The following is a 24,394-nucleotide window of genomic DNA, read 5'->3' on the forward strand; positions in this document are numbered from 1 at the left end:
GGCGCCCTCCTGGCGATCCGTCGAACGGGGGATGCACGATCCCCCCGTGCATGGAAGACTCGACCCCGTCATGCCCACCTCCCCCGCCCGACGCCCGTCGACCAGCCGCCCGGCGGGTGCGCAGAAGGCCTCTCCGCAGAGCAGTCCCGCGGGTGGCGCCGGTTCGAACCCCCGTCGCCGCAGCGGCCCCCAGCCGGGAACCACCCACCGCAACAACGCTCGACCGAGCGGCGCGAGCCGGAGCACCGGACGAGCTGGCAGTGGCCGATCCGCCACTGCCCGACCCGGCAGTGGCCGACGCGGCAGTGCCCGACCCGGCAGTGGCCGACCCGGCGGTTCTCGCCGGCGCAGCCGCTCCTCGCAGGCGAGTCGTCGTCCCAGTCTCTTCACGCGGTTCCTCGGTCTCGTAGCGGCGGTGGGCATCGGGGGGCTCGTCATCGTGGGGCTCACAGTCAGTGCGGCAACTCATCAGAGCTTCCCGGCAGTCGTCGGTGCCGCCGCTGCCAGCATCGCCGGGGCGGGCGCCTCCGCACCCTCGAGCGTCGGCGGCACGAGCTCGGGACTTGGCGCCGGTGTCACCTGCCCCGCCGCGGCCCCCGTCGTGATCGGCACCATCACCGTGCCCGCCGGACCGGTCGCCGGCTACTGCCAGGACCGCCTCGTGAACGCGGCTCACATCATGGTGGCCGGCAAGGCCATGGGGCTCGACACCCATGCCCAGGCCATTGGCGTCATGACGGCGATGGGCGAGTCGAGTCTCGTCAACGTCGACCACGGCGACGCCGTCGGACCGGACAGCCGAGGACTCTTCCAGCAGCGCGCGAACGGTACCTGGGGCACCTACGAACAGCGCATGACACCCGAGGTCGCCGCCACCAGTTTCTTCTCCCGGCTGATCGGCGTGCCGAACTGGAACACGGAGGCTCCGACTCTGGCGGCTCACGCCGTGCAGATCAACGCCGACCCCTACCACTACGCGAAGTACTGGCCCGCCGCCGAGCAGGTCGTCGACGGCCTCTCAGCGCCCTGAGTCGGAGCGGCGCGGCGCCGACTCGTCAGGCAGCACCGATCCAGTCTCCTCAAGCGGCCCCGGCGATGTTGACCAGCCACTGCACTCCGAAGCGGTCGGTGAGCATTCCGAAGCTGTCGCCCCACGGCGCCTTCGTCAGCGGAGCCAAAACCGTCGCGCCTTCGACGAGCTTCTCCCAGTAGCCGGTGAGCTCGTCGGTGTCGTCACCTCCGAGCGAGACGGACACGTTCGTGCCGAAGGTCAGTTCGCGCGGCTCCGGCGTGTCGGAGGCCATGAGGACGAAGCCCGAAGGCGTTTCGAGTTTCGAGTGCATGATCTGCGCCTCGGCGCCCGGGTAGTCGGTGACGCCGAAATCGCCGAACGTCGTCAGGACGAGCTCGCCGCCGAACACTCTCTGGTAGAAGGTCATCGCCTCGGCAGCCGTGCCGCGGAAGTTGATGTACGGGTTGAGAACGCTGGCCATGATGACTCCTCACTCGGGGTTGGTGGAACGAGTATGACGCATTCCACCGACACCACGGCGGGTCGAATTTCCGCGTGGGGAGAACTGATCCGAGCCTGTGGATAACCTCCCCGGAACGTCGGCCGTACCTGCCATCATGACGACATGCCGACCAGCACCGACACCGTTACCACCGACCTGACCGACGAAGCCACCTCCCTCCTCCGCGCGTTGACCGATCGCGCCGACGCCGTGTTCCACGACGGCCAGTTCGAGGCCATCACCGCTCTCGTCCGAGATCGTCGGCGAGCGCTCGTCGTGCAGCGCACGGGGTGGGGCAAGTCCGCCGTCTACTTCATCGCCACGCTCCTGCTCCGCCGTCGCGGAGCGGGGCCGACCCTGCTCGTCTCTCCCCTTCTTGCGCTCATGCGCGATCAGGTCGAGGCCGCTGCGCGAGCCGGGGTCCGGGCCGTCGCGATCAACTCGGCCAACGCTCACGAGTGGGGCGACATCCAGCAGAGACTCGCCGCCGACGAGATCGACGTCCTCCTCGTCAGCCCGGAGCGCCTCAACAATCCCCGTTTCCGAGACGAGCAGATGCCCGTCCTCGTCGACCGCCTCGGCATGCTCGTGGTCGACGAAGCCCACTGCATCTCCGACTGGGGGCATGATTTCCGGCCCGACTACCGCCGACTGGCCGAACTCATCCGTGAGCTTCCCGAGACGGTCCCGGTCCTCGCCACGACCGCCACCGCCAACGCCCGAGTCGTAGCCGACGTCGAAGAGCAGCTCACGGCGGGGCCGGGTCGCGAAGTGCTCACGATCCGAGGGTCGTTGGCCCGTGCATCCCTCCGCCTCGGGGTGCTCGACCTGCCCACGAGCCGCGAGCGCCTGGCCTGGTTGCTGAGCCATCTCGGCGACCTGCCCGGCAGCGGCATCATCTACGCACTTACCATCTCGGCCGCCGACGACACCGCCCGTCTCCTCCGCGATGCCGGGCATGCCGTCGAGTCCTACTCGGGGCGAACCGACCCCGACGAGCGGGAGCGCCTCGAGCAGCGACTCAAGCACAACGACCTCAAGGCACTGGTGGCCACGAGTGCCTTGGGCATGGGGTTCGACAAGCCCGATCTCGGTTTCGTCATCCACCTCGGCGCTCCGTCCTCCCCCGTCGCGTATTACCAGCAGATCGGTCGTGCGGGCCGGGCGACCGACAACGCCGACGTCCTCCTGCTTCCCGGTCGCGAAGACGCCGAGATCTGGCAGTACTTCGCGACGGCATCGATGCCCTCCGAGACGCGCGCCAATGCCGTGCTGGCAGAACTCGGCACGACCCCCCTGTCGACGCCCGCCCTCGAGGCCCGGGTCGATCTGAAACGCACTCCTCTCGAGCTCATGCTGAAGGTGTTGGACGTCGACGGCGCTGTTCACCGTGTGCAGGGTGGCTGGGTGGGCACGGGCAAACCGTGGGTCTACGACCGCGAGCGCTACGAGCGCATCGCGTCGGCACGGGTAGCGGAACAGGAGTCGATGCTTCGATACGAGCAGGCGACCACCTGCCGCATGCAGATGCTCCAGAACGATCTCGACGACCCGAACGCGATGCCCTGCGGCCGGTGCGACATCTGCGCGGGGGCCTGGTACCCGACGGCCATCGCCGAGACCGCGACCGTCGCCGCCTCGTCGTCCCTCGACCGGGTCGGAGTGGAGATCCCCGCGCGAGCACAGTGGCCGACGGGCGCCGATCGTCTCGGGCTCCCGGTCAAGGGGAACATCCCGCCTGCCCAGCGAGTCGAAGAGGGGCGGGCACTCGCCCGGCTTACCGACCTCGGCTGGGGCACCACACTCCGCGAACTCTTCGCGCCCGGCGCACCCGATCGTCCGGTGACGGAGGCGCTCGTGGGCGGATGCATCCGCGTTCTGGCCGACTGGCCGTGGGCCGAGCGGCCCACCGGCATCGTCGTGGTTCCGTCGCGGTCGCGCCCTCAGCTCGTCGGGTCGCTGGCCGCCGCGCTCTCGGCTGTGGGGCGACTGCCCCTCCTCGGCGAACTCAGCCTGGCACGGCCGGAGGGCGCACCCCGGCAGGGCGGCGGCAACAGCGCCTACCGTCTGGCAGACCTGTGGGGCTCTCTGGTGGTGGGCAGCGAACTCGAAGCGAGCCTCTCCTCGAACGAGGGGCCGGTTCTGCTGGTCGACGATCTCGTCGACAGCCGCTGGACGATGACGGTGGCGGGCCGCGCTCTCCGGCAAGCGGGCGTCGCCGCAGTGCTGCCCTTCTCGCTCGGGGTCGTCGGGTAGCCCGAGCCGACGGGCACAGCCGGCGGCCGGAGTCGACGGGCGCAGCCGACGGGCGCAGCCGACGGGCGCAGCCGACGGGTCCAGTCGGCGGTCGAAGCCGACGGGCGCAGTCGGCGGGCACAGCCGGCGGTCGGACGGGTCATGATCGCCGCTGGTGGATGCCCCGCACGGGGGCTGCCGCAGCCCGCCCTCGGCCCGCGAGACTGAGCAGACACCGCCCGATCCTCCGACGACTGGACACCCCGATGGCCTCCACCCGACGCACCTCGATGAGGCAGCAGCGTTCCGTGAACGGTCGGCGTTCTGTGGACGATCGGCGGTCTGCAGATGATCGACGGTCCGCAGGCGACCGGCGGTCCGCAAGTGACCGGCGGTCCGCGAGCAGGACGGGCTCCCCAACAGTCGACAGGACCGGCTCCCCCGCAGTCGGCCGGACGGTCAGCCCGCTGGCTTCGCCGCTGGTGGACGAAACAGTCCCGTGGTGGCGTGATCCCGCCTACCGCCAAGAACGCACCAGCCTCGGCCTCCCGAAGCGGGCGACTGTCGCCGGACGCTCGAGCATCGCGTTCCTCTTGGCTCTCCTCGGAGTGGCGCTGCTCTGGCTCGAGCCGAGCTCTCGCATCCTCCCCTTCGGTCTTCTCGTCGCGCTCGACGCCGCCGGCGCCCTCGCTGTGGCAATCAGTGCGCTGCGGATGCCCGGGCCGGCTCCCAAGGCGGTACGGATTCCCGCGCGCATCGGCTTTGCTCTCGGTCTCCTCTCACTGCTCGCGCTCGCCTATTCGCTCCTCGCATCGGGCCTCCCCGCGATCGGCCTGCCGCAGCTTCCTGCCATGCGCTGACGACCGGCGGCGGCTGCTGTCCTGAGGCTCCAGGAGCTCTGCGAGCCCCACCGGCTCGCGGCGCACGACACGCTCGGGGCTGCACAGCCGCACCCCCGAAACCGCTCCCGACCCATGGTCGACTACGGGTCGCCGCGAGCGAACGGGGTGCGGGCCCGCGGGAGCAGGGTGCAGACCGGGGCTGCCCTGACGTGCGCAGCAAAATACGGGACCCGCCCGGGGATTGCGCGGCCGCACCCCCGAAACCGCCGCGAACCCATTGTCGACCGGGGGTCGGCGCGAGCAAACGGGGTGCGGGCCCGCGGGAGCAGGGTGCAGGTGCGCGGGAATGGGGTGCCGGTCCGCGGGAGCAGGGTGCAGACCGGGGCTGCCATGACATGCGAAGCAGGAGAGAGGACACGACCGGGGGCCGCACAGCCGCACCCCCGAAACCGCTCCCGACCCACGGTCGACTAGGGGTCGGCGCGAGCGAACGGGGTGCGGCTCCGCGCGAGCAGGGTGCAGCTCCACGTGAGCAGGGTGCGGCTCCGCGCGAGCAGGGTGCAGCTCCACGCAAGCAGGGTGCAGCTCCACGCGAGCGGCGTGCAAGCCCAGACGACGAGAGTGCAACGCTGCCCGACACACACATACACAGACACACACACGACATCGCACCATGAACCACACAACGGGTGTTGGCTGGTGGGGAAGAAACGGAGCTCCAGACGAACGAGAACGAACTGACCGAAGCCCTGACCGATGCCTCCTCAGGGGCCGGCACGGAAGCGGGCACCGAGGCCGCGAACGCAGGCCCGAGCATCCCACGGACCCTCACCTCACCCCTCCTCCGCCGTGACGTCACCGGCGGCACCATCGAAGGCACCCGGCAGGGTCCGATCGACACGTGGCGGGGCATTCCGTTCGCCGCTCCCCCGGTCGGCGACCTCCGCTTCCGGGCACCGCAGCCCGTCGTACCGTGGAGCGGAGTGCGCAGCGCCGGCGACTTCGGGGCCATCAACCCGCAGCCGGTGCGGCGCCGGTCGCAGAACTCCCCGGCGCCGGTGGGGGCCGACGAGGACAGCCTGACGCTCAACATCCAAGCCCCGGCAGGAGTGCAGCCGGGCGAGGGGCGCCCCGTCATGGTGTTCATCCACGGCGGCGGCTACAGCGGCGGTTCGAGCCGCGACTTCTCGGGCCACGGGGAGTCCTTCGTGCTCGAGGGCGGCGTGCTCTACGTCAGCTTCAACTACCGCCTCGGTTCGCTGGGCTACCTCGACTTCACCCGCTACGCGACGCCCGAGCGTCCCATCGAGAGCAACCTCGGCCTTCGCGATCAGCTCGCCGCACTCGAGTGGGTGCGCGACAACATCGCCCAGTTCGGAGGCGACCCCGCCAACGTGACAATCTTCGGCGAGTCCGCGGGCGCCGGCTCGGTGACCACCCTGCTCGGCGTGCCCCGCGCCGACGGGCTCTTCGCCCGGGCCATCGCCCAGAGCGCGCCGCCGTCGGCCGTGTTCCGCTCCCGGCTGTCGCAGACCTGGGCCGAGGAATTCGTCACGATCCTCCGCGAGCAGCGCCGGCTTCGCCTCGAGGAGCTCGAACGGGCCGCGTCCGAGCCCGGCTACGATCCGGAGGCGCACGACGATGTTGCGCATAGCGCCTTCGCGCAGTCTGCCGATGCCTCGAACAACGGGGGCCGGAAGTCCGACGCCCCGCGCGAGCACCGCTTCCGGATTCCGGTCGTCACCCGCACGCGCGACGCCCGTGCAGCCCGAGCGCATGCACCGCAGGCTGCCCACGCGACGCAGGTCACCCAGGCCTCCCAAGCGGCCCCCGACCCCTCCGACCTCGCCCTCCTGCTCGAGGCGACCCCCGACGAGCTGGTCGCCGCGACGAGCGAGCTCTCCCGACAAACGCCCGACGCCTACCCGGGAGCCTTCTGCCTCGCACCCACGGTCGACGGCGAATTCGTTCCCGAGCATCCGATGCGCGCCGTGCGCGAGGGGCGCGGGATTCAAGTCCCCCTCATCATCGGCACGAACTTCCGCGAGGGCTCCGTCTTCCGCGGCCCGCTCGACATCCTCCCGACCACCGCTCCTCGCATCGGCGGCATGTTCTCCCGTGCGCCTTCGGCGGGCAAGAAGAGGATGCACGCCTCCTACCCCGGCTTGCCCTCCCGCCACGACGGACTCACGTTCGGCGGCGACTACGCCTTCTGGTACCCGAGCACCCTGCTCGCCGACTGGCATTCACGCCACGCCCCGACTCGGGCCTACCGCTTCGACTTCGCGCCCCGCCTGCTCCGGCTCGTCGGGCTCGACGCCACCCACGGGGTCGAGATGTTCGCCCCCTTCGACCGCTTCGACCTTCCGCTCGTCCGGGCGATGACTTCGCTGGGCGGCCGCGAGTCGTACGCGGCAGCGGGGCGGAGGATGCGCGACGCCTGGTTGGCGTTCGCGAAGGACGGCTCGTTCCCCGACGACTGGCCGGCCTACGGCGAGGAGACTCGCACCACGCGCATCATCGACGTCGAAGACCGTCTGGAGGACGACCCGCGCCACGACGCCCGTCTGGCCTGGAAGGCGTTCCTGCCCATCTTCGAGACCCTGTGGTGACCCGACTCGGTTCGTAACGGGGCCATGCCACGTGGCGGCAGACCGACTGGTCCACTGCCGCTCGCCGCAAACGCGAGTTATCGTCCTGACGAATGCTCACCCGAAATGAGCAGTTCGGCAATCACGTAGCAGTTCGACCAGCACCCCGCACCACGTTCCCCGACCCGAAGGGGGCGACGACGATGTCGCAGCCAAATCGTTCCGCGCGCCCGAGCGCTCCGCCCGAGCATCCCACGCTCTCCTCGGCGCGTCTGCGTCGGCGCCGCCCACGCCTGGCCTCGTTCGCCCCGGTCGCCGTCGGCCCCGTCGTCGCGCTGGGCCTGATCGCGCTGACGGTGACGATCGCGTTGACGGCGTGCACGCAGCAGAAGTCCGCGACGTCGGGCTCCAGCACGGGTTCCGGCACCGGTCAGCCCACCTGGACCTCGCTGCTGTCGGCACCGGTGCCCGCACTCTGCGGCAACCGGGCCGGCACCCTGAAACGCGGCCTAGAGACCGGGGCGACCAGCTCTGGCGCCGGCACGGTGCGACTCGCCCAGGACATCATCGCCGCCGGCACGGCCCGCAACCCGAAGACCGCCACGGCGCCGACCTCGGCCGCGATCACCTCACAGCCCACCGGCACCGCGGTCATCGCCGCCGTCGTCCAGTGCACCCGGGGCGGCCTCGAGTATCCCGACACGGTCGTCTTCTGGGACCGTGGGATGCACGTGGTCGCGTCCGCAGACCTCCTCGACTTCGCGCCGGGCCCGGTCGGCGTCGTGCAAGACGTCAGCGTGTCGAGCGCCGGGTTCCACGTGCGCTGGGTCGCGGGCGTCGGCGCGGGGTCGACGGCCGGAGCCCGAGCCGGGGCCGGTGCCGCCGGAACCGCCACGGCGACCTCCGGTCAGCCGCTCTCGGCCGAGGCGTCGTTCCAGATCGCCGGCGGCCGCCCTGTCTCGGGCGACCTGAGGGTGGCGGACGGTCATCAGGCCGTCGAAGCGGACGTCGCCGCGGCGGTCGAGAAGAACGCGGCGGCAGTGGTCGGCACCGAGTCGGCTCGGACACAGCTCGCCGACCTCGTGAAGTCCGGGGTGACGTTCGCGCCCGGGACCGCGCGCTGCTCTGGCGTCGTACCGCCGGCCGACTCCGCCGCGGGCGCGGGCGGCGATGGCGCGGCCGGCGCAGGCTCGGCTGGCGCGGGCGGCGCCGGCTCGGAATCCAGCGTCACGCTGGCGACTCCGCTCTCGGGCCCGACGGTCGCATGCACCGCGGATCTCGCCTCGGACTCGTCGCACGCTCCCGGTTCGGTCTCGTTCCGTCTGATCTTCGCTGCGTGGAACGACTACGTGCTGACGTCGGCCGCCCTCGCGCCCTGAGCCCGCCCTGCCCGTCCGCCCGTTCCGACCCCACCTCCCGTCCGCCGGTTCGGCCCCACCCCTGCGCAAATGGCGAGTGATCCGTGGGCGCCGGCGCGAGCATCCCCCGTTTCGTCTCAGGCGGTGCGCGATTCACTCGCGATTTGCGACATCCCCCGCGGAAACCCCGACACCACAGCGCCCCGACACCCAGCCCCGCGACACACCCCCTTCCGGGCGTCAGCACCGAACCGCCGCGTCTGGCATGATCGGTTCGCTGCACTCAGCAGTTGGGGGATCCTCGACTCCGGATCACACGCCCGCGCCACCCGAATCGGCCGAGCGTCGGAGTATCGGGCCCCCGTCCGGCCCGCACGTCCGCGCGCGCGTCGAGCGTCCGCCGCCCCGTAGCGGCACCCGAAAGGATCAGCGTGATCTCCCGCCCGAAACACCCGAAGCACCCGAACTCGTCCGAGCGCGCCGACTCCCCCCGACGCTCGCGCGCTCTGCTGGCGTCGGTCGTCCTCGCCGCCGTGGCCGCCACCTCCGCCCTCACCGGCGTCGGCCCGGCGACAGCCGCACCAGCGGCAGCAGCAACCGCACCCAGCACCGGTCTCCAGGTCGTCCAGCCCGATCCCACCGATCCGGCGACGGCGACCGCTGCAGCCCTCCTCGCCACCCTGCCGATCAAGGGCAAGGCGCCAGCCACGGGCTACGCGCGCACCGCCGACTTCGGCGAGGCCTGGCTCGATGTCGACGGCAACGGCTGCGACACGCGCGACGACGTCCTCGCGCGCGACCTGACGGGCATCGCCAAGTCGGGATCCTGCAAGGTCACCGCCGGCACCCTGATCTCTCCGTACACGAACCAGAAGGTCGCCTTCGTCCGCGGCGTGAAGACATCCGCCCTGGTGCAGATCGACCACGTCGTCGCCCTCGAGAACGCCTGGGTCACCGGCGCACAGCAGCTCACCCTCGAGCAGCGGGAGTCGCTCGCCAACGATCCCCTCAACCTCTTCGCCGTCGACGGGACCTCGAACGACCAGAAGGGCAGCGGGGATGCAGCGACCTGGCTCCCGGCGAACAAGGCGTTCCGCTGCACCTACGTCGCGCACCAGATCTCGGTCAAGTCGCGCTACGGGCTCTGGGTCACCCAGGCCGAGCACGACGCCCTCGCTCGCGTGCTGTCGTCCTGCGCCGGCCAGCCCGTCGCGGCCGGCACCGGAGCAGCCACCGTCTCCGCGTCCGGCACCGTCTCCGTCCCCGCCGTCTCGCACGGCTCTGCCGACGCCGCCGTCTCGTCCGTCGTCGCCGCCTCGCTCGCCTACCGCTTCGCTGCGCCGAACCACGCCACCGTCCACGTGACCCGCAACTGGACCGTCGTCTCGCAGACCCCGAAAGCCACGTGGGATGCACGCCCCGGCTCCGTCGTCGTCCTGAACGTCGTCCACAAGAGCGCCTCGACGATCGCCACGGAGACCGCCGCCCGCAAGAAGGCAGCCGCGGATGCCGCCGCCGCAGCGAAGGCTGCCGCCGACGCCGCCGCTGCCGCTCAGGCCAAGGCGGCCGCCGATGCGGCTGCCGCGGCCCAGGCTGCCGCCGCCGCTCAGGCCGCCGCCCAGGCGAAGGCGCAGGCCGACGCCGCTGCCGCCGCGCAGGCCCAGCAGCAGCGCGCTGCTGCCGCTGCGGCTGCCGCCGCGCGAGCCGCCGCCGCCGCCAAGAAGGCGGCCCCCGTGGCTCCGGTCGCTCCGGCACCGGCCCCTGCGGCACCTGCTCCCGCAGCCGCGTACTACCAGAACTGCGACGCCGTCCGGGCCGCCGGCAAGGCGCCGCTTCTCCGCGGCCAGCCCGGCTACTCGTCCAAGCTCGACCGCGACGGCGACGGGGTGGCCTGCGAGAACTAGGGGGCCGGCACCGTCCTGTCCCACGAGGTGAGCAGCCTCAGCGCATCCGCGGACGGAGTCCCGCTCTCGGCGGTCAACACCATGAGCCTCTGGCCGTCGTCCTCCGAGCCACCCCAGAGATCACAATCGAGCGCGAGCCGGCCAACGAGCGGATGCCGGTACTGCTTGCTTCCGTACGTCGCAGACGACACCCTGTGTTCTGCCCACCAGCGCGCGAAGTCGCGGCTGTGAGTGGACAGGCGATCGACGAGGGCCTCCAGCTGCGGGTCCTCCGGAGATCGAGAGCTCTCCATCCGAAGCGCCGCGACGCAACTGCGCGCGTCATGTTCCCACTCGAGGTGAAGAGCGCGCATGGCTGGGTGAGTGAAGAGCAGCCACACGTAGTTCCGCTGCTCGAGGGGGAGCGCTTCGAAGTCGAGGTAGAGGGCGGTCGCGCACTCGTTCCAGGCGAGGATGTCCATTCGGTTCCCCAGAAGTAGTGCGGGCGTCTCGCTGAGCTGGTCGAGGAGACGGCGGAGCGCGGGGCGGATCTCCGACGGTGCGCTGCGAGTGGCTGCGCCTGTCGTCGGGCGGAGGAGCCGGCTGAGGTAGGTCCTGTCGTCGTGGCCCAAGCGGAGGGCGACACCGAGGGTGGCGATGACTGCGGTCGACGCTGCTACGCGGCCCTGTTCGAGGCGAGTGAGGTAGTCGACACTGATGGCGGCCAGGTGGGCGACTTCCTCACGCCGGAGGCCTGGCACGCGTCGGGGCGAACCCGACTCCGGCAGACTCACGTCGGTGGGCGAGAGGCCGGCACGTCGGGCGCGCAGGAAGTCGCCGATCTGTCGTGCTCGCGCGCTCACTGTTGCCATGCATCCATTCTCGCTTTCGTTCTCGAACGGGGGAGGGACGGATTCTTCCCTGGCACGATCTCGGCTCTTCACGGCGCCCGTGCTTCGCGTCACGCTGACGGCAACGACAGCTGAGGGAGACCAGGATGCAGAACGAGACGACGGCCGCGATCGTCACCGGCGGATCGCGCGGAATCGGGCAAGCGATAGCCATCGCCTTGGGAGGAGAGGGCTTCGGGGTTGCGGTCGCGTACTCGGGATCCGTGACCGGGGCTGCCGACACCGTCGACCGAATCGTAACGGCGGGAGGCAGAGCCATTGCCGTTCAGGCCGACGTGGCCGACGCGGAAGCCGTCGAGAGGCTCTTCACCGCGGCTGAAGAAGCCTTCGGCACCATTCAGGTCGTGGCGCACGCGGCCGGGACGAGTTCCCTGACGACACTGAGCGAACTCGACCTCGGCGAGCTCGATGCCGTCTTGCGCACAAACGTCCGAGGAACACTCGTCGTCGACCAGCAGGCGGCCCGCCGGGTCGGACCCGGCGGGGCCATCGTCAACATCGCCAGCTCGGCGACCCGGATGCAGGCAGCGGGCAACATCGCCTACATCGCCTCGAAGGGGGCCGTCGAAGCCATCACCCTCGCGTTCGCGCGCGAACTCGCGGGCCGCGACATCACGGTCAACGCCGTGTCGCCGGGCCCGATCCTGACCGACATGCTCGGCTCGTACCTCGCCGGACCAGGAGGCGAGACGGTGCGCGGTGACCTCGAATCGCGCTCACCGCTCGGCAGGATCGGCGAGCCCCGCGACATCGCGGAGATCGTCACGTTCTTGACGACCGCCGGCCGGTGGATCAACGGGCAGGTCATCCACGCCAACGGCGGCATCGCCTAGCCTCCGATCGGTGCCGTGCCGCCGGTCGGTGCCGTGCTTCCGATCGGTGTCCTTTCGAGAGGCGACGAGGTCGACCAACGTCTGCTTGCGCAGGGCCCCGGTCGGCAACACCGGCTGAATACGCGACCACTGGGGACCACTCAAAACAGAAGGACGAGACACCCCTGAAGCATCACCGACACCCACCACCCCGATCAGGAGACACGCCTTAGCTCCCTCTGCTCGCCCAACGTTCGACGGACAATCCCACGCGCCGCGGCACGTGGGGTCGTCCGTTCGACGGAGGGCGACAGCGGCGTTTCCGCGACTACCCTGGACCACCATGACCACCCAGGCGCACGAGAGCAGCACCGCCGCCGAGGTCTCGTCGCGTGAACGGCTCCTGTCGAGCGTGGCCGACCTGATCCTGGAGCGCGGCGTCGGCGAGCTCAGCCTGAGCGAGGTCGCGCGGTTCATCGGGTCGAACAACCGGATGCTTCTTTACTACTTCGGCTCGAAGGAGCAGCTCCTCAACGCCGCCTGCCTCGTCGCCTTCGCCCGCTTCCCGCACGTCGAGGGCATGATCGACCGGCTCCAGCGTGGCCCGGGCACCCCGCGCCAGCGCCTCGAGGCTGCCTGGCGCGACATCGCCCACCCCGACAACCGGCCGTTCCTGGCCCTCTTCTTCGAGTCGTTCGGCATCGCCCTCCACCACCCGAACCGCAACCGCAGCTTCTTCGAGCACATCGCCGCCAGCTGGGTGCCCGAAGTGCAGACCGTCCTGGTCGAGGCCGGGATCCCGAGCGCCGACGCCCACCTCGTCGCGACGCAGATCATCGCTACCTGGCGCGGGCTGCAGTTCTCCCTTCTGCTCGGCACCCCCCGCGAGGTGCTCGACGCCGCCTACGACGCGATGATCGTCAGCGTCCTGCCCGCCGCCTGACGCACCACGACCGCTCCCTCCCAGGGAGACGTCCTTCGCTTTTCGTTGTGTGATTCCGGAGTCGATCAACGAAGACGAAGACGCATTCCCGCAGCCCGCCCCGCGACCACCAGCGCGTTCCGAACCCCCGATCACGAATCGTCCCCACACGGTCACGCTGCCGAAATCGAGCGGAAACAATGCGGCCCTAGCGTTGAACTGTTCAGTTCAACCAACGCCGGAGCCCCGAAGACAAGGGGGCGCCGCAGCCGATGGGAGCCCCCGTGCGCGATCTCCGAACCCTGCCCAAGGGCCACCTCCACCTGCACCTCGACGCCACCACCCGCCCGGCCACGCTCGCCGAGCTGGCCGGGGCCGCCGACCTTCCGCTCCCGAAGACCGGCGACTTCGGCGGCTGGGACCCCTTCGTCGACGCGTTCATCGACCTCGTCGCCATCCTCCGCCGCACGCCGGTCGTCGCCCGCCTCGTCGAGGAGGCCGTCGAGGACGCGGCAGCCGATGGCGTCGTCGCCCTCGAGCTCGGCCTCTCCACCAGCTACTACGCCGACCTCTACGGCAGCGAGGACGCCGTCGTCGAAGCCGCGGCCGAGGCCGCCGCCCGAGCGGGCGCCAAGCACGGCGTCGCGGTCGGGCTGCTCCTCACCGTCAACCGCACCGGCTCCCCCGAGGAGGCGAACCAGGTCGCCGCGCTCGCCTCGCGCTGGGCCGGCCGCGGCGTCTGGTCGTTCGGACTCGCCAACGACGAGCGCGGATTCCCGGCAGGGGTCTTCGCCGAGGCGTTCGCCACCGCCCGCGACGCCGGCCTGATCATCGCCCCGCACGCGGGCGAGTTCGACGGCCCCTCGTCCGTCCGCGCCTGCCTCGACCTCGGAGCCACCCGAATCCAGCACGGCGTCCGCAGCGTCGAAGACCCCGACCTGGTCGCCGAGCTCGCCGAACGCGGCACCTGCCTCGACGTGTGCCCGTCGTCGAACAAGCTGCTGGGCGTGGTCGAGTCGCTCGCCGCGCATCCGCTGCCCGCTCTGCTCGCGGCAGGGGTGAGGTGCTCGATCAACGCCGACGATCCGACGCTGTTCGGCCCGAGCATCCTCGCCGAATACGAACTCTGCCGCGAGACGCTCGGCCTGACCGACGACCAGTTGGCCGCCTGTGCCCTCGATTCGATCGAGGCCTCGGGAGCCCCCGAGCACGTCAGGCGGGATGCACGGGCCTCCGTCGCAGCCTGGCTCGCCGCCGACCCCGCCCTCGCCTCCGCCTGACCCGCACGGGCCGCCGCCGAGCGCCCGCACCCCGCACCCCGCACCCCGCACCCCGCACCCCGACGACAGGAGAACCCAGATGCCCACGAAGATCACCCTCGGCGCGTTCCACACCCTCGGCGTCGGCGCGAAGTGGTACCTCACCGAGGACCCGATGCGGTACCTCGACCTGCAGCACTGGATCGACACCGTCAAGGGGTACGAGGAGGCGGGCCTCGACTTCGTCTTCTTCGCCGACTCCTACGGCTACCCCGTGCTGCACGACCACGTGATCCCGTTGGCGGTCGAGCGGGGCATTCAGTTCCCGGCGGCCGACCCGACCGTCCTGCTCACCGCCCTGGCTGCGACGACCGACCGGATCGGCCTCGTCACCACCGTCTCGACCATGATCGAGAAGCCGCAGACCGTCGCCCGCCGCTTCGCGACCCTCGACCACTTCACGAAGGGCCGCGTCGGCTGGAACGTCGTGACCGGGTCCGGCCAGTCGGCGTCGGCACTCCTGTTCGGTGAGGAGCTCACCGCTCACGACGACCGGTACGCCCGCGCCGAGGAGCACGTGCAGCTCTCGCTCGAGCTGTGGGAGGGGTCGTGGGAGGACGACGCGCTCAAGGTGGATGCCGAGACCGGCACCTTCACCGACTCGTCGAAGGTGCATGAGGTCGAACACGACGGCACGTTCTTCAAGGCCCGCGGAGTGCTGACCGTCCCGCCGTCGCCGCAGCGCACGCCCACGCTGTTCCAGGCCGGCACGTCGTCCCGCGGCCGCCAGTTCGCCGCCGACTTCGCCGAGGCCGTCTTCGTCGCCGCCGAGCCCGACACGGTCACGAAGCAGATCGCCGACATCCGCGACCGGCTGGAGGCCAACGGTCGTGGACGCGACGCCATCTCGATCCTCGCCGCCGGCACCTTCTTCGTCGCCGCCACCCACGAGGAGGCCGTCGCGAAGCGCGAGGCCGCCGTCGGACGCACCTCGCTCGAGGACGCCGCCGTGCTCTACGCCTACTTCACCGGCCTCGACCTGATGTCGATGGACCTCGACAAGCCGCTGGCCCAGACGAACTCCGACCAGGGGCAGACCAACATCGACCGCTTCTCCGGCAAGGACGGCGCTCCCGCGTTGACCGTGCGGCAGATCCTCGAGGAGTTCCAGCGCAACAGCGTCATGGCCTCGCCGTTCGTGGGCGACCCGATCGAGGTCACCGACCAGGCCATCGCCTACATCGAGGCGACCGGGGCCGACGGGTTCCTCCTGCAGCCGGAAGTCGCGGGCGGTCAGGACGACTTCCTCGAGTTCGTCCTCCCCGAGCTCCGCCGCCGCGGCGTGCTGAACGAGTCGCAGCCGGGGCTGACCCTGCGCGAGCAACTGTTCGGGGCGGGCAACAACCGGCTTCCCGAGACGCACCCGGGGGCGGCGTTCCGCAAGAACTCGATTCCGGCCTGACCTGCACCCTCCCGTTCGTACCGCTCTGCATCCCCCGTTCCACCCGCCTCTCTCACACCCCATCCCCCAGGAGAACCCCGTGCCCGATCGCTCTTCCCTGACCTCGTCCGTTCTCGACCGCCGCGGGTTCCTGCGCCTGATCGGAGCCGGCGGAACCGTCGCCGGAGCCGGCCTGCTGCTGGCGGCCTGCTCGACCGACTCGGGCTCGGGCTCGTCGTCCGGCTCGTCCTCGTCCGGTTCGTCGGCCGCCGCCGGCGCCACCGCCAAGGCCGGCGCGTTCGGCACCATCTCGGTCGCACTGAGCTGGATCAAGAACAGCGAGTTCGCCGGCGAGTACTTCGCCGTCGAGAACGGCTACTACACGAAGGCGGGATTCACAGGCGTCACCTTGCTCGCCGGCGGCGGCCAGACGACGCCCACCTCCGACGTGCTCGCCGGTCAGGCGCTGGTCGGCATCGCCGCGTCGATCCAGGAGCCCGCGTCGTCGATCGCCCAGGGAGCGGCGGTCAAGGTGATCGGCGCCCACTTCGTGCGGAACCCGTCGTGCTTCCTGTCGCTCGCCGAGAAGACGCCGATCCGCAAGCCCGCCGATCTGAAGGGCAAGAACGTCGGCATCCAGGCGGGTGCGGGCGACCAGGTGAACGCGTTCCTCGCGGCCAACGGCCTCAAGCCGACCGACATCAACGGCGTGACGGTGCAGTACGACATCGCGCCGCTCATCGCCGGCAAGGTCGACTGCTTCCTGTCGTTCTCGACCAACGAGCCCCTGCTCGCCAAGGCCGACGGCTACACGCCCGTGCTGCTGGAGTTCTCCGACTACGGCCAGCCGCTCGTGGGCGACTGCTTCGTCGTGCTCACCGACACGATCGCCAACAAGCGCGACGAGCTGAAGGCGTTCCTGAAGGCGGAGGCGCAGGGCTGGGCGGACGCCGTCAAGGACCCCGCCAAGGGCGCCGGTTTCGCCGTCGACAAGTACGGCAAGGACCAGAACCTCGCGATCGGCTCGGCCACCGACGAGGCCAAGGCCCAGGTCGCCCTCATGTCGACCGCCGACACCAACAAGCACGGCCTCTTCACGATGACCGACTCCCTCGTCGCCGGCAACATCAAAGCCTTGAAGGAGCTCGGCACCTCGCTGACCGCCTCGAAGCTGTTCGACCTGACCCTTCTCGAGGAGGTCTACAAGGAGAACCCGGACCTGATCGTGACGCTGCCGACGAGCGCGTCGTAGGGGGATGCGCGGGTCGCGCGGGTCGCGCGGGTCGCGCGGGTCGCGCGGGTCGCGCGGGTCGCGCGGGTCGCGCGGGTCGCGCGGGTCGCGCGGGTCGCGCGGGTAGCCGCGCGACGTATGACGGTCAACGAGACGCGCCGCGGCACGTCTCGTTGACCGTTCGGCGTCTGGTTCGATCGGCGCCCCATCGCTCGACGTCTCGCAGTCCGCCCGAGCGCAAGGGACCGGGCACGCACGATCGTTTTTCGTTGATTGACTCCGGAGTCAATCAGCGAAAAACGAACCTCACCTCTCTTCAGGCCGCACGAGCCCGCCCCACCGACGCGACGCGCAGAGCCTGCGGGAGGTGGGGCGCGAACGACACGGGTCAGCTAGACCGCGGCAAGGGCATCCCGCGTGGCCGTCTCTGGCCCTGCGGCAACCGCCCCGTCGAGCAAACGCAGGTAGCCACTGAGCAGCCGCAGCTCGCCCACCGACCGCGGCAGCCCGGATGCGAGCCCGGGCGAGGCGACGAGGTAGGCGGCCCACTGCGCACGCGAGATGGCCACGTTGAGTCGGTTCGGCATGAGCAGGAACTCGAGGCCGCGCGGGATGTCGGCCGCCGACGACGCAGCGAGGGAGACGATCGCGACCGCGGCTTCGCGCCCCTGGAACATGTCGACCGTGCCGACCTGGGTCTCCCCCAGCCCGACCGCGTCGAGCGCCTCGCGCAGCAACCCGACCTGGGCGTTGTACGGCGCCACGACGATCACGTCGCCGGGCTCGAGCGGCCGGGGCGGCGACGTCGGGGACGACGACCACGGGCGCCCCATCAGGTCGAGCGCGATCGTCACGACCTGCGCCGCCTCCTCCACCGACGACGTCGTGTTGTGCCGGTGCTCGACCGGCACGACGTGCAGCCCCGGTTCGACCCCCGCGAGCGAGCGTGCGGGCGCGATGGACGACAGTTCGCCCGCGTACGAGAGCTGCGACACGGGCTCGCAGACGGCGGCGTGCATGCGCCGCGTGTGGGCGAGGAAGTAGCCGAACTCGGGCGGCAGCACGTCGTGACCGTCGGCGAGCCAACCGAGGGCGGACTGGTCGACAGGCTCGGGGTGGGTGCCCTGACTGACCTGCGGCAACTGCTGAGGATCTCCGAGAAGGAGGATGCGCGTGGCGGCCACCGAAGCCGCGATCGTCGGCGCGAGAGAGAACTGCCCGGCCTCCTCGACGACGAGCAGGTCGAGGGAGCGACGCGCGAACTTGGTGGCGTTCGCGAAGGTCCAGGCGGTGCCGCCGACGACGAACCCGCCGCTCTGCGCCGTGAAGTCGGCGAGCCCTCCGGCTTTGCCCTTGGCGAGCGGCGTCCACTCCCCCGCGAAGGTCGCGGGGTCTTTGGGCTCTTTGCCGACCCGTTCGGGCGCGAGCCCCGCGGCGACGACCGCGTCGAGGACATTCTCGACGGCGGCGTGCGACTGCGCGACGACGCCGATCCTCCAGCCGTGTTCTTTCACGAGCCGGGCGATGACGCGGGATCCGACGTACGTCTTGCCCGTGCCGGGTGGCCCCTGCACCGCGAGCGACGAGTGGTCGAGCCCCAGCAGCGTCGTGACCACCGCGTCGATCGTGTCGTCGTCGAGGATGGGCGCGATCGCTCCTCGCGGCGGCACTCGGCGGAGGAGGTCGAGCGCCGGGTCGGCGGGCAACTCGGCCGCCCCCTCGTCGAGGGCGTCGAGCAGCCGCGAGCCCCACTCCGAGATCGCCTCCGGTTGCGGAGCGGCACGCGGCGGCGCTGCCGGCCCCAGCACGACGGGCAGGGCATCGTAGGCGTCTTCTTCGGCAGGTACCTTCTCAGTGACCAACACCTCGAAGCCGGTGGGGGTCGTCTCGACGTCGTCGAGCGAGACGCGGGAGGTGTAGCCGCGGGACCCGTAGCCGGCATCGCGCAGGCCGAGCGGCGCCGGGAACTCGTACAGCAGCGGCCCGATCGGACCACCCGCCTTGAGCTTGCTGCCGGGCGCGGGACGCAGTGACAGCCGTAGTTCGCGCGACCAGGTGCGAGCCCGACCGACCGGAGCGGTCCAGTCGCGTTCGACGGAGGCGCGCTCGACGACGAACACGTCCTTGGTGTCGGCGAACTCGTCGATCGGGTCGCGGAGGCGGGCGAAGTGCTCCTGCCAGTAGCTCTTCTCCTCGCGGCGGTGATAGTCGATCGCGGCCGCAGCCAACGCGATGGCGGTCTGATCGGGGGTCCGATCGAGAGCGTCGACGCCCTCGAGGTGCGCCATCAGCCCGACGTACACGGGGTCGGGTTCGCGGACGATCCGCTCGATGACGTCCCGGTCGAGGTCGAGCAGCGCCTGACCGAACGCGCCGGGTCCGGAACCGTCCGAGCCGGAGGAACCCACGCCTGAAGCGCCGGGCCCCTCGACCGCCGCCGACGCCCGCACCTCGAGCAGCCAGTCGCGCAAGCGCAGCGTCGACACGCAGTCGTACTCGTTGTACGCGCCGACCTGGTCGAGCATGCGTTGCCCGAGCACCGGGTCGCCGTCGACCTGTTCGGCTCGGGCATCCACGTACGCCTGGATGCTGTCGGCCGCATTCGCCACGTCGTAGCCGGCGCGGGTGGTGTCCATGTAGAGGGGTTCGAGCTTCTTCAGGGAGTAGCTGTGGGACCCGATTACGAGCCCCTGCCGGACGATCGGATAGAGGTCGACGAGGACGTTGTCGCGCAGCAGCTCGTCGACCTGCTCTTCACCGACACCGTGCCGGGCGGCGAGCGAGAGCAGGTGCGTCCGTTCGTACGAGGCGTAGTGGTAGACGTGCATGCCCGGGTGCGCGGCACGGCGAGCGCCGACGTAGGCGAGGAAGTCGATCAGCGCCTGCCGCTCCGCCGCGAGGTCGTACGCCCAGAACGGCACGAACGTCTCGTCGGCCTCGACCGACCCGAACAGGTAGTCGAGCCCCCAGGTCTCGTTGTCCTCCGTATAGAGCGGGTCGCCCTCGAAGTCGAAGAAGAGGTCTCCGTCGTCGGGTGGCGGGATGGCGCCGAGAGCGCGGGCGTCGAGCACCTCGTAGGCGGGCGCGCCGCTCGAAGCAGCGCCACCCGCACCAGCGCCACCCGCGACAACGCCGCCCGCAACAGCACCACCCGCGACAGCACCGCCGGCGCCCGAGGACGTCGCGATCTGCGCAGCGGCCTGCCGCCGCAGCTTCGTCAGGACCGAGTTGCTGAGCCCGTCGACCGGCCCTGTCGAGGCGGCGAGGTCGTCGATGGTGGTGATGCCCGCATCGACCAGCCGAGACCGCTGATCGAGCCGCATGCCGGCGACGAGCACGAGGTCGCGGTGCTTCTCGACTTCGGCAGTGCAGGCGGTGCACCGGCCGCAGGCGGCGAAACCGGGGTCGCCCCATTCGACGGCGCCTGACGCGGTGAGTCGGGCAGCGAGCATCCCGCGCAATCGGGCCAGCTGCACCCGGTAGACCGGCAGCAGGTCGCGGAGGTCGTGGGAGGAGACGGAGTTGTCGCCCAGCACGAGGTGCACGCGGTCGCCCACGGGCAGCCCCAGGGCGGCGATCTGCTCGGCGTAGCCCGCGAGCTGCAGCAGGGCGGGGATCTTGGCGTGCCGGGCGAGCTTGGTGTCGTACACCTCGTACGCGCCGGCGTCGTTGCGGATGAGGAAGTCGGAGAAGCCGAGGAACCATCCGTCGAAGAAGGTGGCCTGGTAGAGCACGTCGACGCCGCGTTCCATGGCCGCTCGGGCGGCTTCCGCGGCCTCGCGGTACTGCGAGGGCGAGGGCCGATCAGTGAACTCGACGATGCGCTCGGCCCCGTACCGTGCCCGCAGCCCCTCGAGATACCGCTCTTCGTGCGCGATGCCCAGCACGGCCGTGCGCTTCAGCATGTCGTCTTCGTCGACGGCCACCGCCTCGATCCGCCCCAGCTTCGCGTCGAGCCGGCGCACGAACGCCCACTCGCACGCCGCCCAGGTGCTCAAGTCGGACGGGCTGGTGACGACGTGGTCTCCGTCAACGTACAAAAAGGCCCCCCGGTGGATGCTCGTGCCGCGCTCTGCGGTGCCACCGAAACTAGCGCCACCCTCCGACATCCGAGCACCCCCGTCTCCACCAACGGGTCGGCCGTGGGACCCACGGCGCGCCCAACCAGCCACCCACAATTAGGCAATCTGATATACCAACATTCTTCATTGACAATCTGAAGTGGTTAATTATTTCCTGTGTCGATCAAGGCCCCCAATCACGGCAAGGAGGACGACCCCAGTGCATTCCGATAGCGCACCGACGCGAGATGAGTGGCCGCCCGACATGGTCGTCTATTTCGAGCACCTCGATCCTGTCCTCCTTCCACTCTTGTTCGCCCGTTCGACGCTGGGCATCCGGTCCGGTCGCGACGTCCCAGAAAAGCTGGCGCCGTCACCAGATTCATGGCTCGTGCCGACGTCCGGTGGCTCGCGGCAGACACCCCAAGCCGACGACTGGGACGCTCATTGGCTGACACGCCTCGACGAGCTGGCGACACAACGCCACCCCGGAGAAGTCGTCGCGGCACCGGACCTGCATGAAGCACTCCGAAAGGACCGACTCCTCCGTCGCCCACGGTGGCGCGACGTCCATGGCGACTCCTTCGACGCCGCCGCCTATGAACGGTGGTTGGCGGCGATCGACGAGGCAACTGATCTGACGGTCGGTCCGGCCATCTCGAGAGCTCTCATCGACGCGTGGCACGCGGGCCTGTTCGCTGTGACCATCCTGCCCATCGCGACACCCTTCGCCTCTCGCGTCAGCCCGTCCTGTCTCGTCGTCTCTGCGGCGACGTGGCGCGACGTCCCTTCGATGCACTTCGCGCTCGCCCTCGACGCAGCGACAGGGTGACCTGCGGATTGCCCGAAGACTCGGGCCCGCCTCGAACTGAAGGGTTACTGTCACCCCTTGTGGGATCACCCCTAGTGGGCGTTCCGCAGTGGGCCGCCCGCCTGCGAATCTGATCAGGCAGATCAACGCCTGACCGGAGGAGATGATCCGCACATCGCGCGCACCGTGCCGACGCACGCTGCTCGAATCACCAGCCGAACCCCTCCGACCGGCATGCACCACGACGAGAGAAACCGTGACGACCGGGGAGACGACGTGACCATCGCAGGCGGATCCGCCGCGCGCGAGCAGGCGCGACAGCTCGCGCTGGTCGAGCAGCTCGACCGGCAGAGCTACGACGCTCGGCAACGCGCCGCCCGCTTCGGCCTGGCGAGCATCACCGAGCGGCGGGTGGTCGACCGGCTCGCGCCCCTCGCATCCCACGGATTCCATCTCCTCGCCGATCGCGGCTGGCCGGGCAGCAAGACCGCGCAGGTCGATCTCGTCGTGGTGGGCGAGTCGGGCGTGTTCATCGTCGACACCAAGGCCTGGGCCGACGTCAGCGTGCAGGGTGGCCGGCTGTTCCACGGGCAGGCCGACGCCGCCGACGACCTCGACCGACTGGCCGACCTCGCCTGGAAGACCGAAGACGTCCTCGCCGAACTCGGCCTCGCGCCCGGAGAGGTCCACGCCGTGGCCGTCCTGGCCGGACGCAGCGGCTTCGCACACCGCGTCGACTCGGTCGACGTCGTCGGCGAGCACGACGTCCTCCGCCACCTCACCCGCCGCGGGCACCGCCTCACGCCGACCCAGGTCAATCGGCTCCTGCTTCGGCTCGCCGACTACTTCCCCGTGCTCGACGAGTCGACGACCCCGCAAGCCCGTGGGATGCACGACCCGACCCTCCTCGAACCGGTCCTCCCCCGCGAGCCGGGGTTCGACCCGAGCACCGCCCCGGGCTTCGGCGCCGATGCCGCCCACGGCCCCGCAGACGGCCGCGCCGAAACCGCCGAACCCGAAGCGACCCTCGAAGCCGATGTCGACCAGGCGCTCCTCGAGGCCCTGCTCGCCGCTCCGATCGAGGAGTGGATGGCCTTCCTCGACCCCGCCCAGGCCAAGCTCGTGCGCCGCAGCTTCAACGGCCCCGCTCGAATCCGCGGCGCGGCGGGCACCGGCAAGACCGTCGTCGGACTCCATCGCGCGGCGTATCTGGCGCACCAGCTCAGCCGGCCTCGCCGGATCCTCTTCACCACCTACGTGAAGACCCTGCCGCCGGTGCTCGCGACCCTCCTCGCCCGTCTGGCTCCGGAAGTCGCCGACCGGGTCGAGTTCGTCCACGTGCACGGGTTCGCTGTCGACCTGCTCCGGCAGCGCGGCATCCCGCATCGCATCGACCCGATGGGCGCGACTGCCGCGTTCGACGACGCCTGGTCGCGGCTCGAGGGCTCCGGTCCCCTCACCAAGGGCGGCCTGACGAGGAGCTACTGGCACGAGGAGATCACGAAGGTGATCAAGGGCCGCGGCATCACCACGTTCGACGCCTACGCCGACCTCGCCCGAGTCGGGCGCCGGCACCGCGTCACGATCGACCAGCGTCAAGCCGTCTGGGACCTCTTCGTCGCCTACACCGAGGGCCTTCGCCGTCGGGGCATCACCGACTTCGAGGACATCGTGCTTCTCGCGCGGGACTCGCTCCGTGCATCCCCCGTCACCGACTACGACGCGGTGCTCATCGACGAGGCGCAAGACCTGTCGGCCGCCATGGTCGACCTGCTTCACGGCCTCGTCGGCGACCGCCCCGACGGACTCACCCTGATCGGCGACGGCCAGCAGACCATCTATCCCGGCGGTTACACCCTCGGCGAGCTCGGCATCTCGCTGGCCGGCCGCGGTGTCGTGATGACCGTCAATCACCGCAACACGGCCGAGATCCTGGACTTCGCCAATGCGGTCGTCGACGGCGACGAGTTCGGCGACATCGAGGGCGGGGCGAGCGGGCGGGATGCCGTGGCCACCGTCTCCCGGACGGGCCCCACCCCCGAGCTCCGCACCTTCTCCAGCAACAGCGCTCACGACGAGGCGCTGCTCGAGCGGCTCCGCGAGATCCTCCGAAACGGGGATGCACGGCTCGGCGACATCGCCATCCTCGCCGCTACGACGTGGCAGCTCGCGGCCACGGTGGCACTCCTGCAGCGTGCCGAGGTGCCCTACCTCGACCTCGCCGGCTACGACGGCACCCCCGTCGCGGCGGTCAAGGTCGGCACCATCAAGCGCTCGAAGGGCCTCGAGTTCAAGCAGGTCCTGGTCTCGCGTCTCGACCGCCAGACCCTCCGTCGCCCCAACCCCGAGGTGCTCTCCCCCAGCGACCTGGAGAAGCTCGAGCTGTCGCGGCGCGAGCTCTACGTGGCGATGACGCGGGCGCGCGACGGGCTGTGGGTGGGGGTGCGGTAGGCGCTGGCGCTCGCGCTGGCTTCCAAAGGAATTTCGGCACAAAACCCGCGCTGCGGGCCCGTTCCGTGCCGA

16 protein-coding genes are annotated in these 24,394 nt (G+C 70.6%); 13 read left to right on the plus strand and 3 right to left on the minus strand.

What is annotated here, in order from left to right:
• Positions 1–439 precede the first annotated feature (439 nt).
• A complete protein-coding gene (locus ABEA39_RS16705; protein ID WP_345377089.1) occupies positions 440–1,030 on the plus strand; it encodes a hypothetical protein in 591 nt (196 codons plus the stop codon).
• Between the two features lie 49 nt (positions 1,031–1,079).
• Here the strand turns inward: ABEA39_RS16705 and ABEA39_RS16710 are convergent, their stop codons facing one another.
• Complete coding sequence (locus tag ABEA39_RS16710) at positions 1,080–1,493, minus strand: VOC family protein (RefSeq protein WP_345377090.1); 414 nt, start codon at positions 1,491–1,493, stop codon at positions 1,080–1,082.
• Positions 1,494–1,637: 144 nt separating this feature from the next.
• Between ABEA39_RS16710 and ABEA39_RS16715 the strand changes: the two genes are divergently transcribed.
• From ABEA39_RS16715 to ABEA39_RS16735, 5 genes are all read left to right on the plus strand, one after another.
• Entirely contained in the window at positions 1,638–3,770 is a 2,133-nt protein-coding gene (locus ABEA39_RS16715) for a RecQ family ATP-dependent DNA helicase (protein WP_345377091.1), read from the plus strand.
• 461 nt (positions 3,771–4,231) lie between these two features.
• Entirely contained in the window at positions 4,232–4,609 is a 378-nt protein-coding gene (locus tag ABEA39_RS16720) for a hypothetical protein (RefSeq protein ID WP_345377092.1), read from the plus strand.
• A 674-nt stretch (positions 4,610–5,283) separates the two neighbouring features.
• Positions 5,284–7,203: a carboxylesterase/lipase family protein gene (locus ABEA39_RS16725; protein ID WP_345377093.1), complete on the plus strand. Its 1,920-nt coding sequence runs from the start codon at positions 5,284–5,286 to the stop codon at positions 7,201–7,203.
• Positions 7,204–7,385: 182 nt separating this feature from the next.
• The gene (locus ABEA39_RS16730; protein ID WP_345377094.1) at positions 7,386–8,561 is read left to right on the plus strand and encodes a hypothetical protein; all 1,176 of its coding nucleotides are present in this window, start codon (positions 7,386–7,388) and stop codon (positions 8,559–8,561) included.
• A 410-nt stretch (positions 8,562–8,971) separates the two neighbouring features.
• Positions 8,972–10,444 carry a GmrSD restriction endonuclease domain-containing protein gene (locus ABEA39_RS16735; RefSeq protein ID WP_345377095.1) on the plus strand — a complete coding sequence of 491 codons (1,473 nt, stop codon included), beginning with the start codon at positions 8,972–8,974 and terminating at the stop codon, positions 10,442–10,444.
• Here the strand turns inward: ABEA39_RS16735 and ABEA39_RS16740 are convergent.
• Positions 10,441–11,295, minus strand: a complete 855-nt coding sequence (locus ABEA39_RS16740; protein WP_345377096.1) for a helix-turn-helix domain-containing protein — start codon at positions 11,293–11,295, stop codon at positions 10,441–10,443. The two genes, ABEA39_RS16735 and ABEA39_RS16740, sit on opposite strands and share 4 nt — an antisense overlap.
• 125 nt (positions 11,296–11,420) lie before the next feature.
• Between ABEA39_RS16740 and ABEA39_RS16745 the strand changes: the two genes are divergently transcribed.
• The 5 genes from ABEA39_RS16745 to ABEA39_RS16765 all read left to right on the plus strand — a co-directional run bounded on the left by ABEA39_RS16745 (position 11,421) and on the right by ABEA39_RS16765 (position 17,020).
• Positions 11,421–12,167 (plus strand): SDR family oxidoreductase, encoded by a 747-nt coding sequence (locus ABEA39_RS16745; RefSeq protein WP_345377097.1) that lies wholly within the window; start codon positions 11,421–11,423, stop codon positions 12,165–12,167.
• 322 nt (positions 12,168–12,489) lie between these two features.
• Complete coding sequence (locus ABEA39_RS16750) at positions 12,490–13,089, plus strand: TetR/AcrR family transcriptional regulator (protein ID WP_345377098.1); 600 nt, start codon at positions 12,490–12,492, stop codon at positions 13,087–13,089.
• Between the two features lie 263 nt (positions 13,090–13,352).
• The gene (gene add, locus ABEA39_RS16755) at positions 13,353–14,348 is read left to right on the plus strand and encodes an adenosine deaminase (RefSeq protein WP_345377099.1); all 996 of its coding nucleotides are present in this window, start codon (positions 13,353–13,355) and stop codon (positions 14,346–14,348) included.
• A 79-nt stretch (positions 14,349–14,427) separates the two neighbouring features.
• Positions 14,428–15,789, plus strand: a complete 1,362-nt coding sequence (locus ABEA39_RS16760; RefSeq protein WP_345377100.1) for an NtaA/DmoA family FMN-dependent monooxygenase — start codon at positions 14,428–14,430, stop codon at positions 15,787–15,789.
• Positions 15,790–15,868: 79 nt separating this feature from the next.
• Positions 15,869–17,020 carry an ABC transporter substrate-binding protein gene (locus ABEA39_RS16765; protein ID WP_345377101.1) on the plus strand — a complete coding sequence of 384 codons (1,152 nt, stop codon included), beginning with the start codon at positions 15,869–15,871 and terminating at the stop codon, positions 17,018–17,020.
• 371 nt (positions 17,021–17,391) lie between these two features.
• Here ABEA39_RS16765 and ABEA39_RS16770 read toward each other — a convergent pair whose 3' ends face one another.
• A complete protein-coding gene (locus ABEA39_RS16770) occupies positions 17,392–21,039 on the minus strand; it encodes a TM0106 family RecB-like putative nuclease (RefSeq protein ID WP_345377102.1) in 3,648 nt (1,215 codons plus the stop codon).
• A 286-nt stretch (positions 21,040–21,325) separates the two neighbouring features.
• Between ABEA39_RS16770 and ABEA39_RS16775 the strand changes: the two genes are divergently transcribed.
• Both ABEA39_RS16775 and ABEA39_RS16780 read left to right on the plus strand, forming a co-directional pair.
• Positions 21,326–21,892, plus strand: coding sequence for a hypothetical protein (locus ABEA39_RS16775; RefSeq protein ID WP_345377103.1), 567 nt, complete (start codon positions 21,326–21,328; stop codon positions 21,890–21,892).
• A 255-nt stretch (positions 21,893–22,147) separates the two neighbouring features.
• Positions 22,148–24,322 (plus strand): nuclease-related domain-containing DEAD/DEAH box helicase, encoded by a 2,175-nt coding sequence (locus tag ABEA39_RS16780; protein WP_345377104.1) that lies wholly within the window; start codon positions 22,148–22,150, stop codon positions 24,320–24,322.
• Positions 24,323–24,394 lie beyond the last annotated feature (72 nt).

The sequence above is a fragment of the Frondihabitans cladoniiphilus genome, assembly GCF_039544345.1.
Lineage (GTDB): Bacteria > Actinomycetota > Actinomycetes > Actinomycetales > Microbacteriaceae > Frondihabitans > Frondihabitans cladoniiphilus.

Bases quoted from the DNA above. Each gene is read 5' to 3' on its own strand.
- ABEA39_RS16710 (WP_345377090.1), bottom strand. From the start codon at position 1,493: ATGGCCAGCGTTCTCAACCCGTACATCAACTTCCGCGGCACGGCTGCC.
- ABEA39_RS16715 (WP_345377091.1), top strand. From the start codon at position 1,638: ATGCCGACCAGCACCGACACCGTTACCACCGACCTGACCGACGAAGCC.
- ABEA39_RS16730 (WP_345377094.1), top strand. From the start codon at position 7,386: ATGTCGCAGCCAAATCGTTCCGCGCGCCCGAGCGCTCCGCCCGAGCAT.
- ABEA39_RS16740 (WP_345377096.1), bottom strand. From the start codon at position 11,295: ATGGCAACAGTGAGCGCGCGAGCACGACAGATCGGCGACTTCCTGCGC.
- ABEA39_RS16745 (WP_345377097.1), top strand. From the start codon at position 11,421: ATGCAGAACGAGACGACGGCCGCGATCGTCACCGGCGGATCGCGCGGA.
- ABEA39_RS16750 (WP_345377098.1), top strand. From the start codon at position 12,490: ATGACCACCCAGGCGCACGAGAGCAGCACCGCCGCCGAGGTCTCGTCG.
- ABEA39_RS16760 (WP_345377100.1), top strand. From the start codon at position 14,428: ATGCCCACGAAGATCACCCTCGGCGCGTTCCACACCCTCGGCGTCGGC.
- ABEA39_RS16775 (WP_345377103.1), top strand. From the start codon at position 21,326: ATGGTCGTCTATTTCGAGCACCTCGATCCTGTCCTCCTTCCACTCTTG.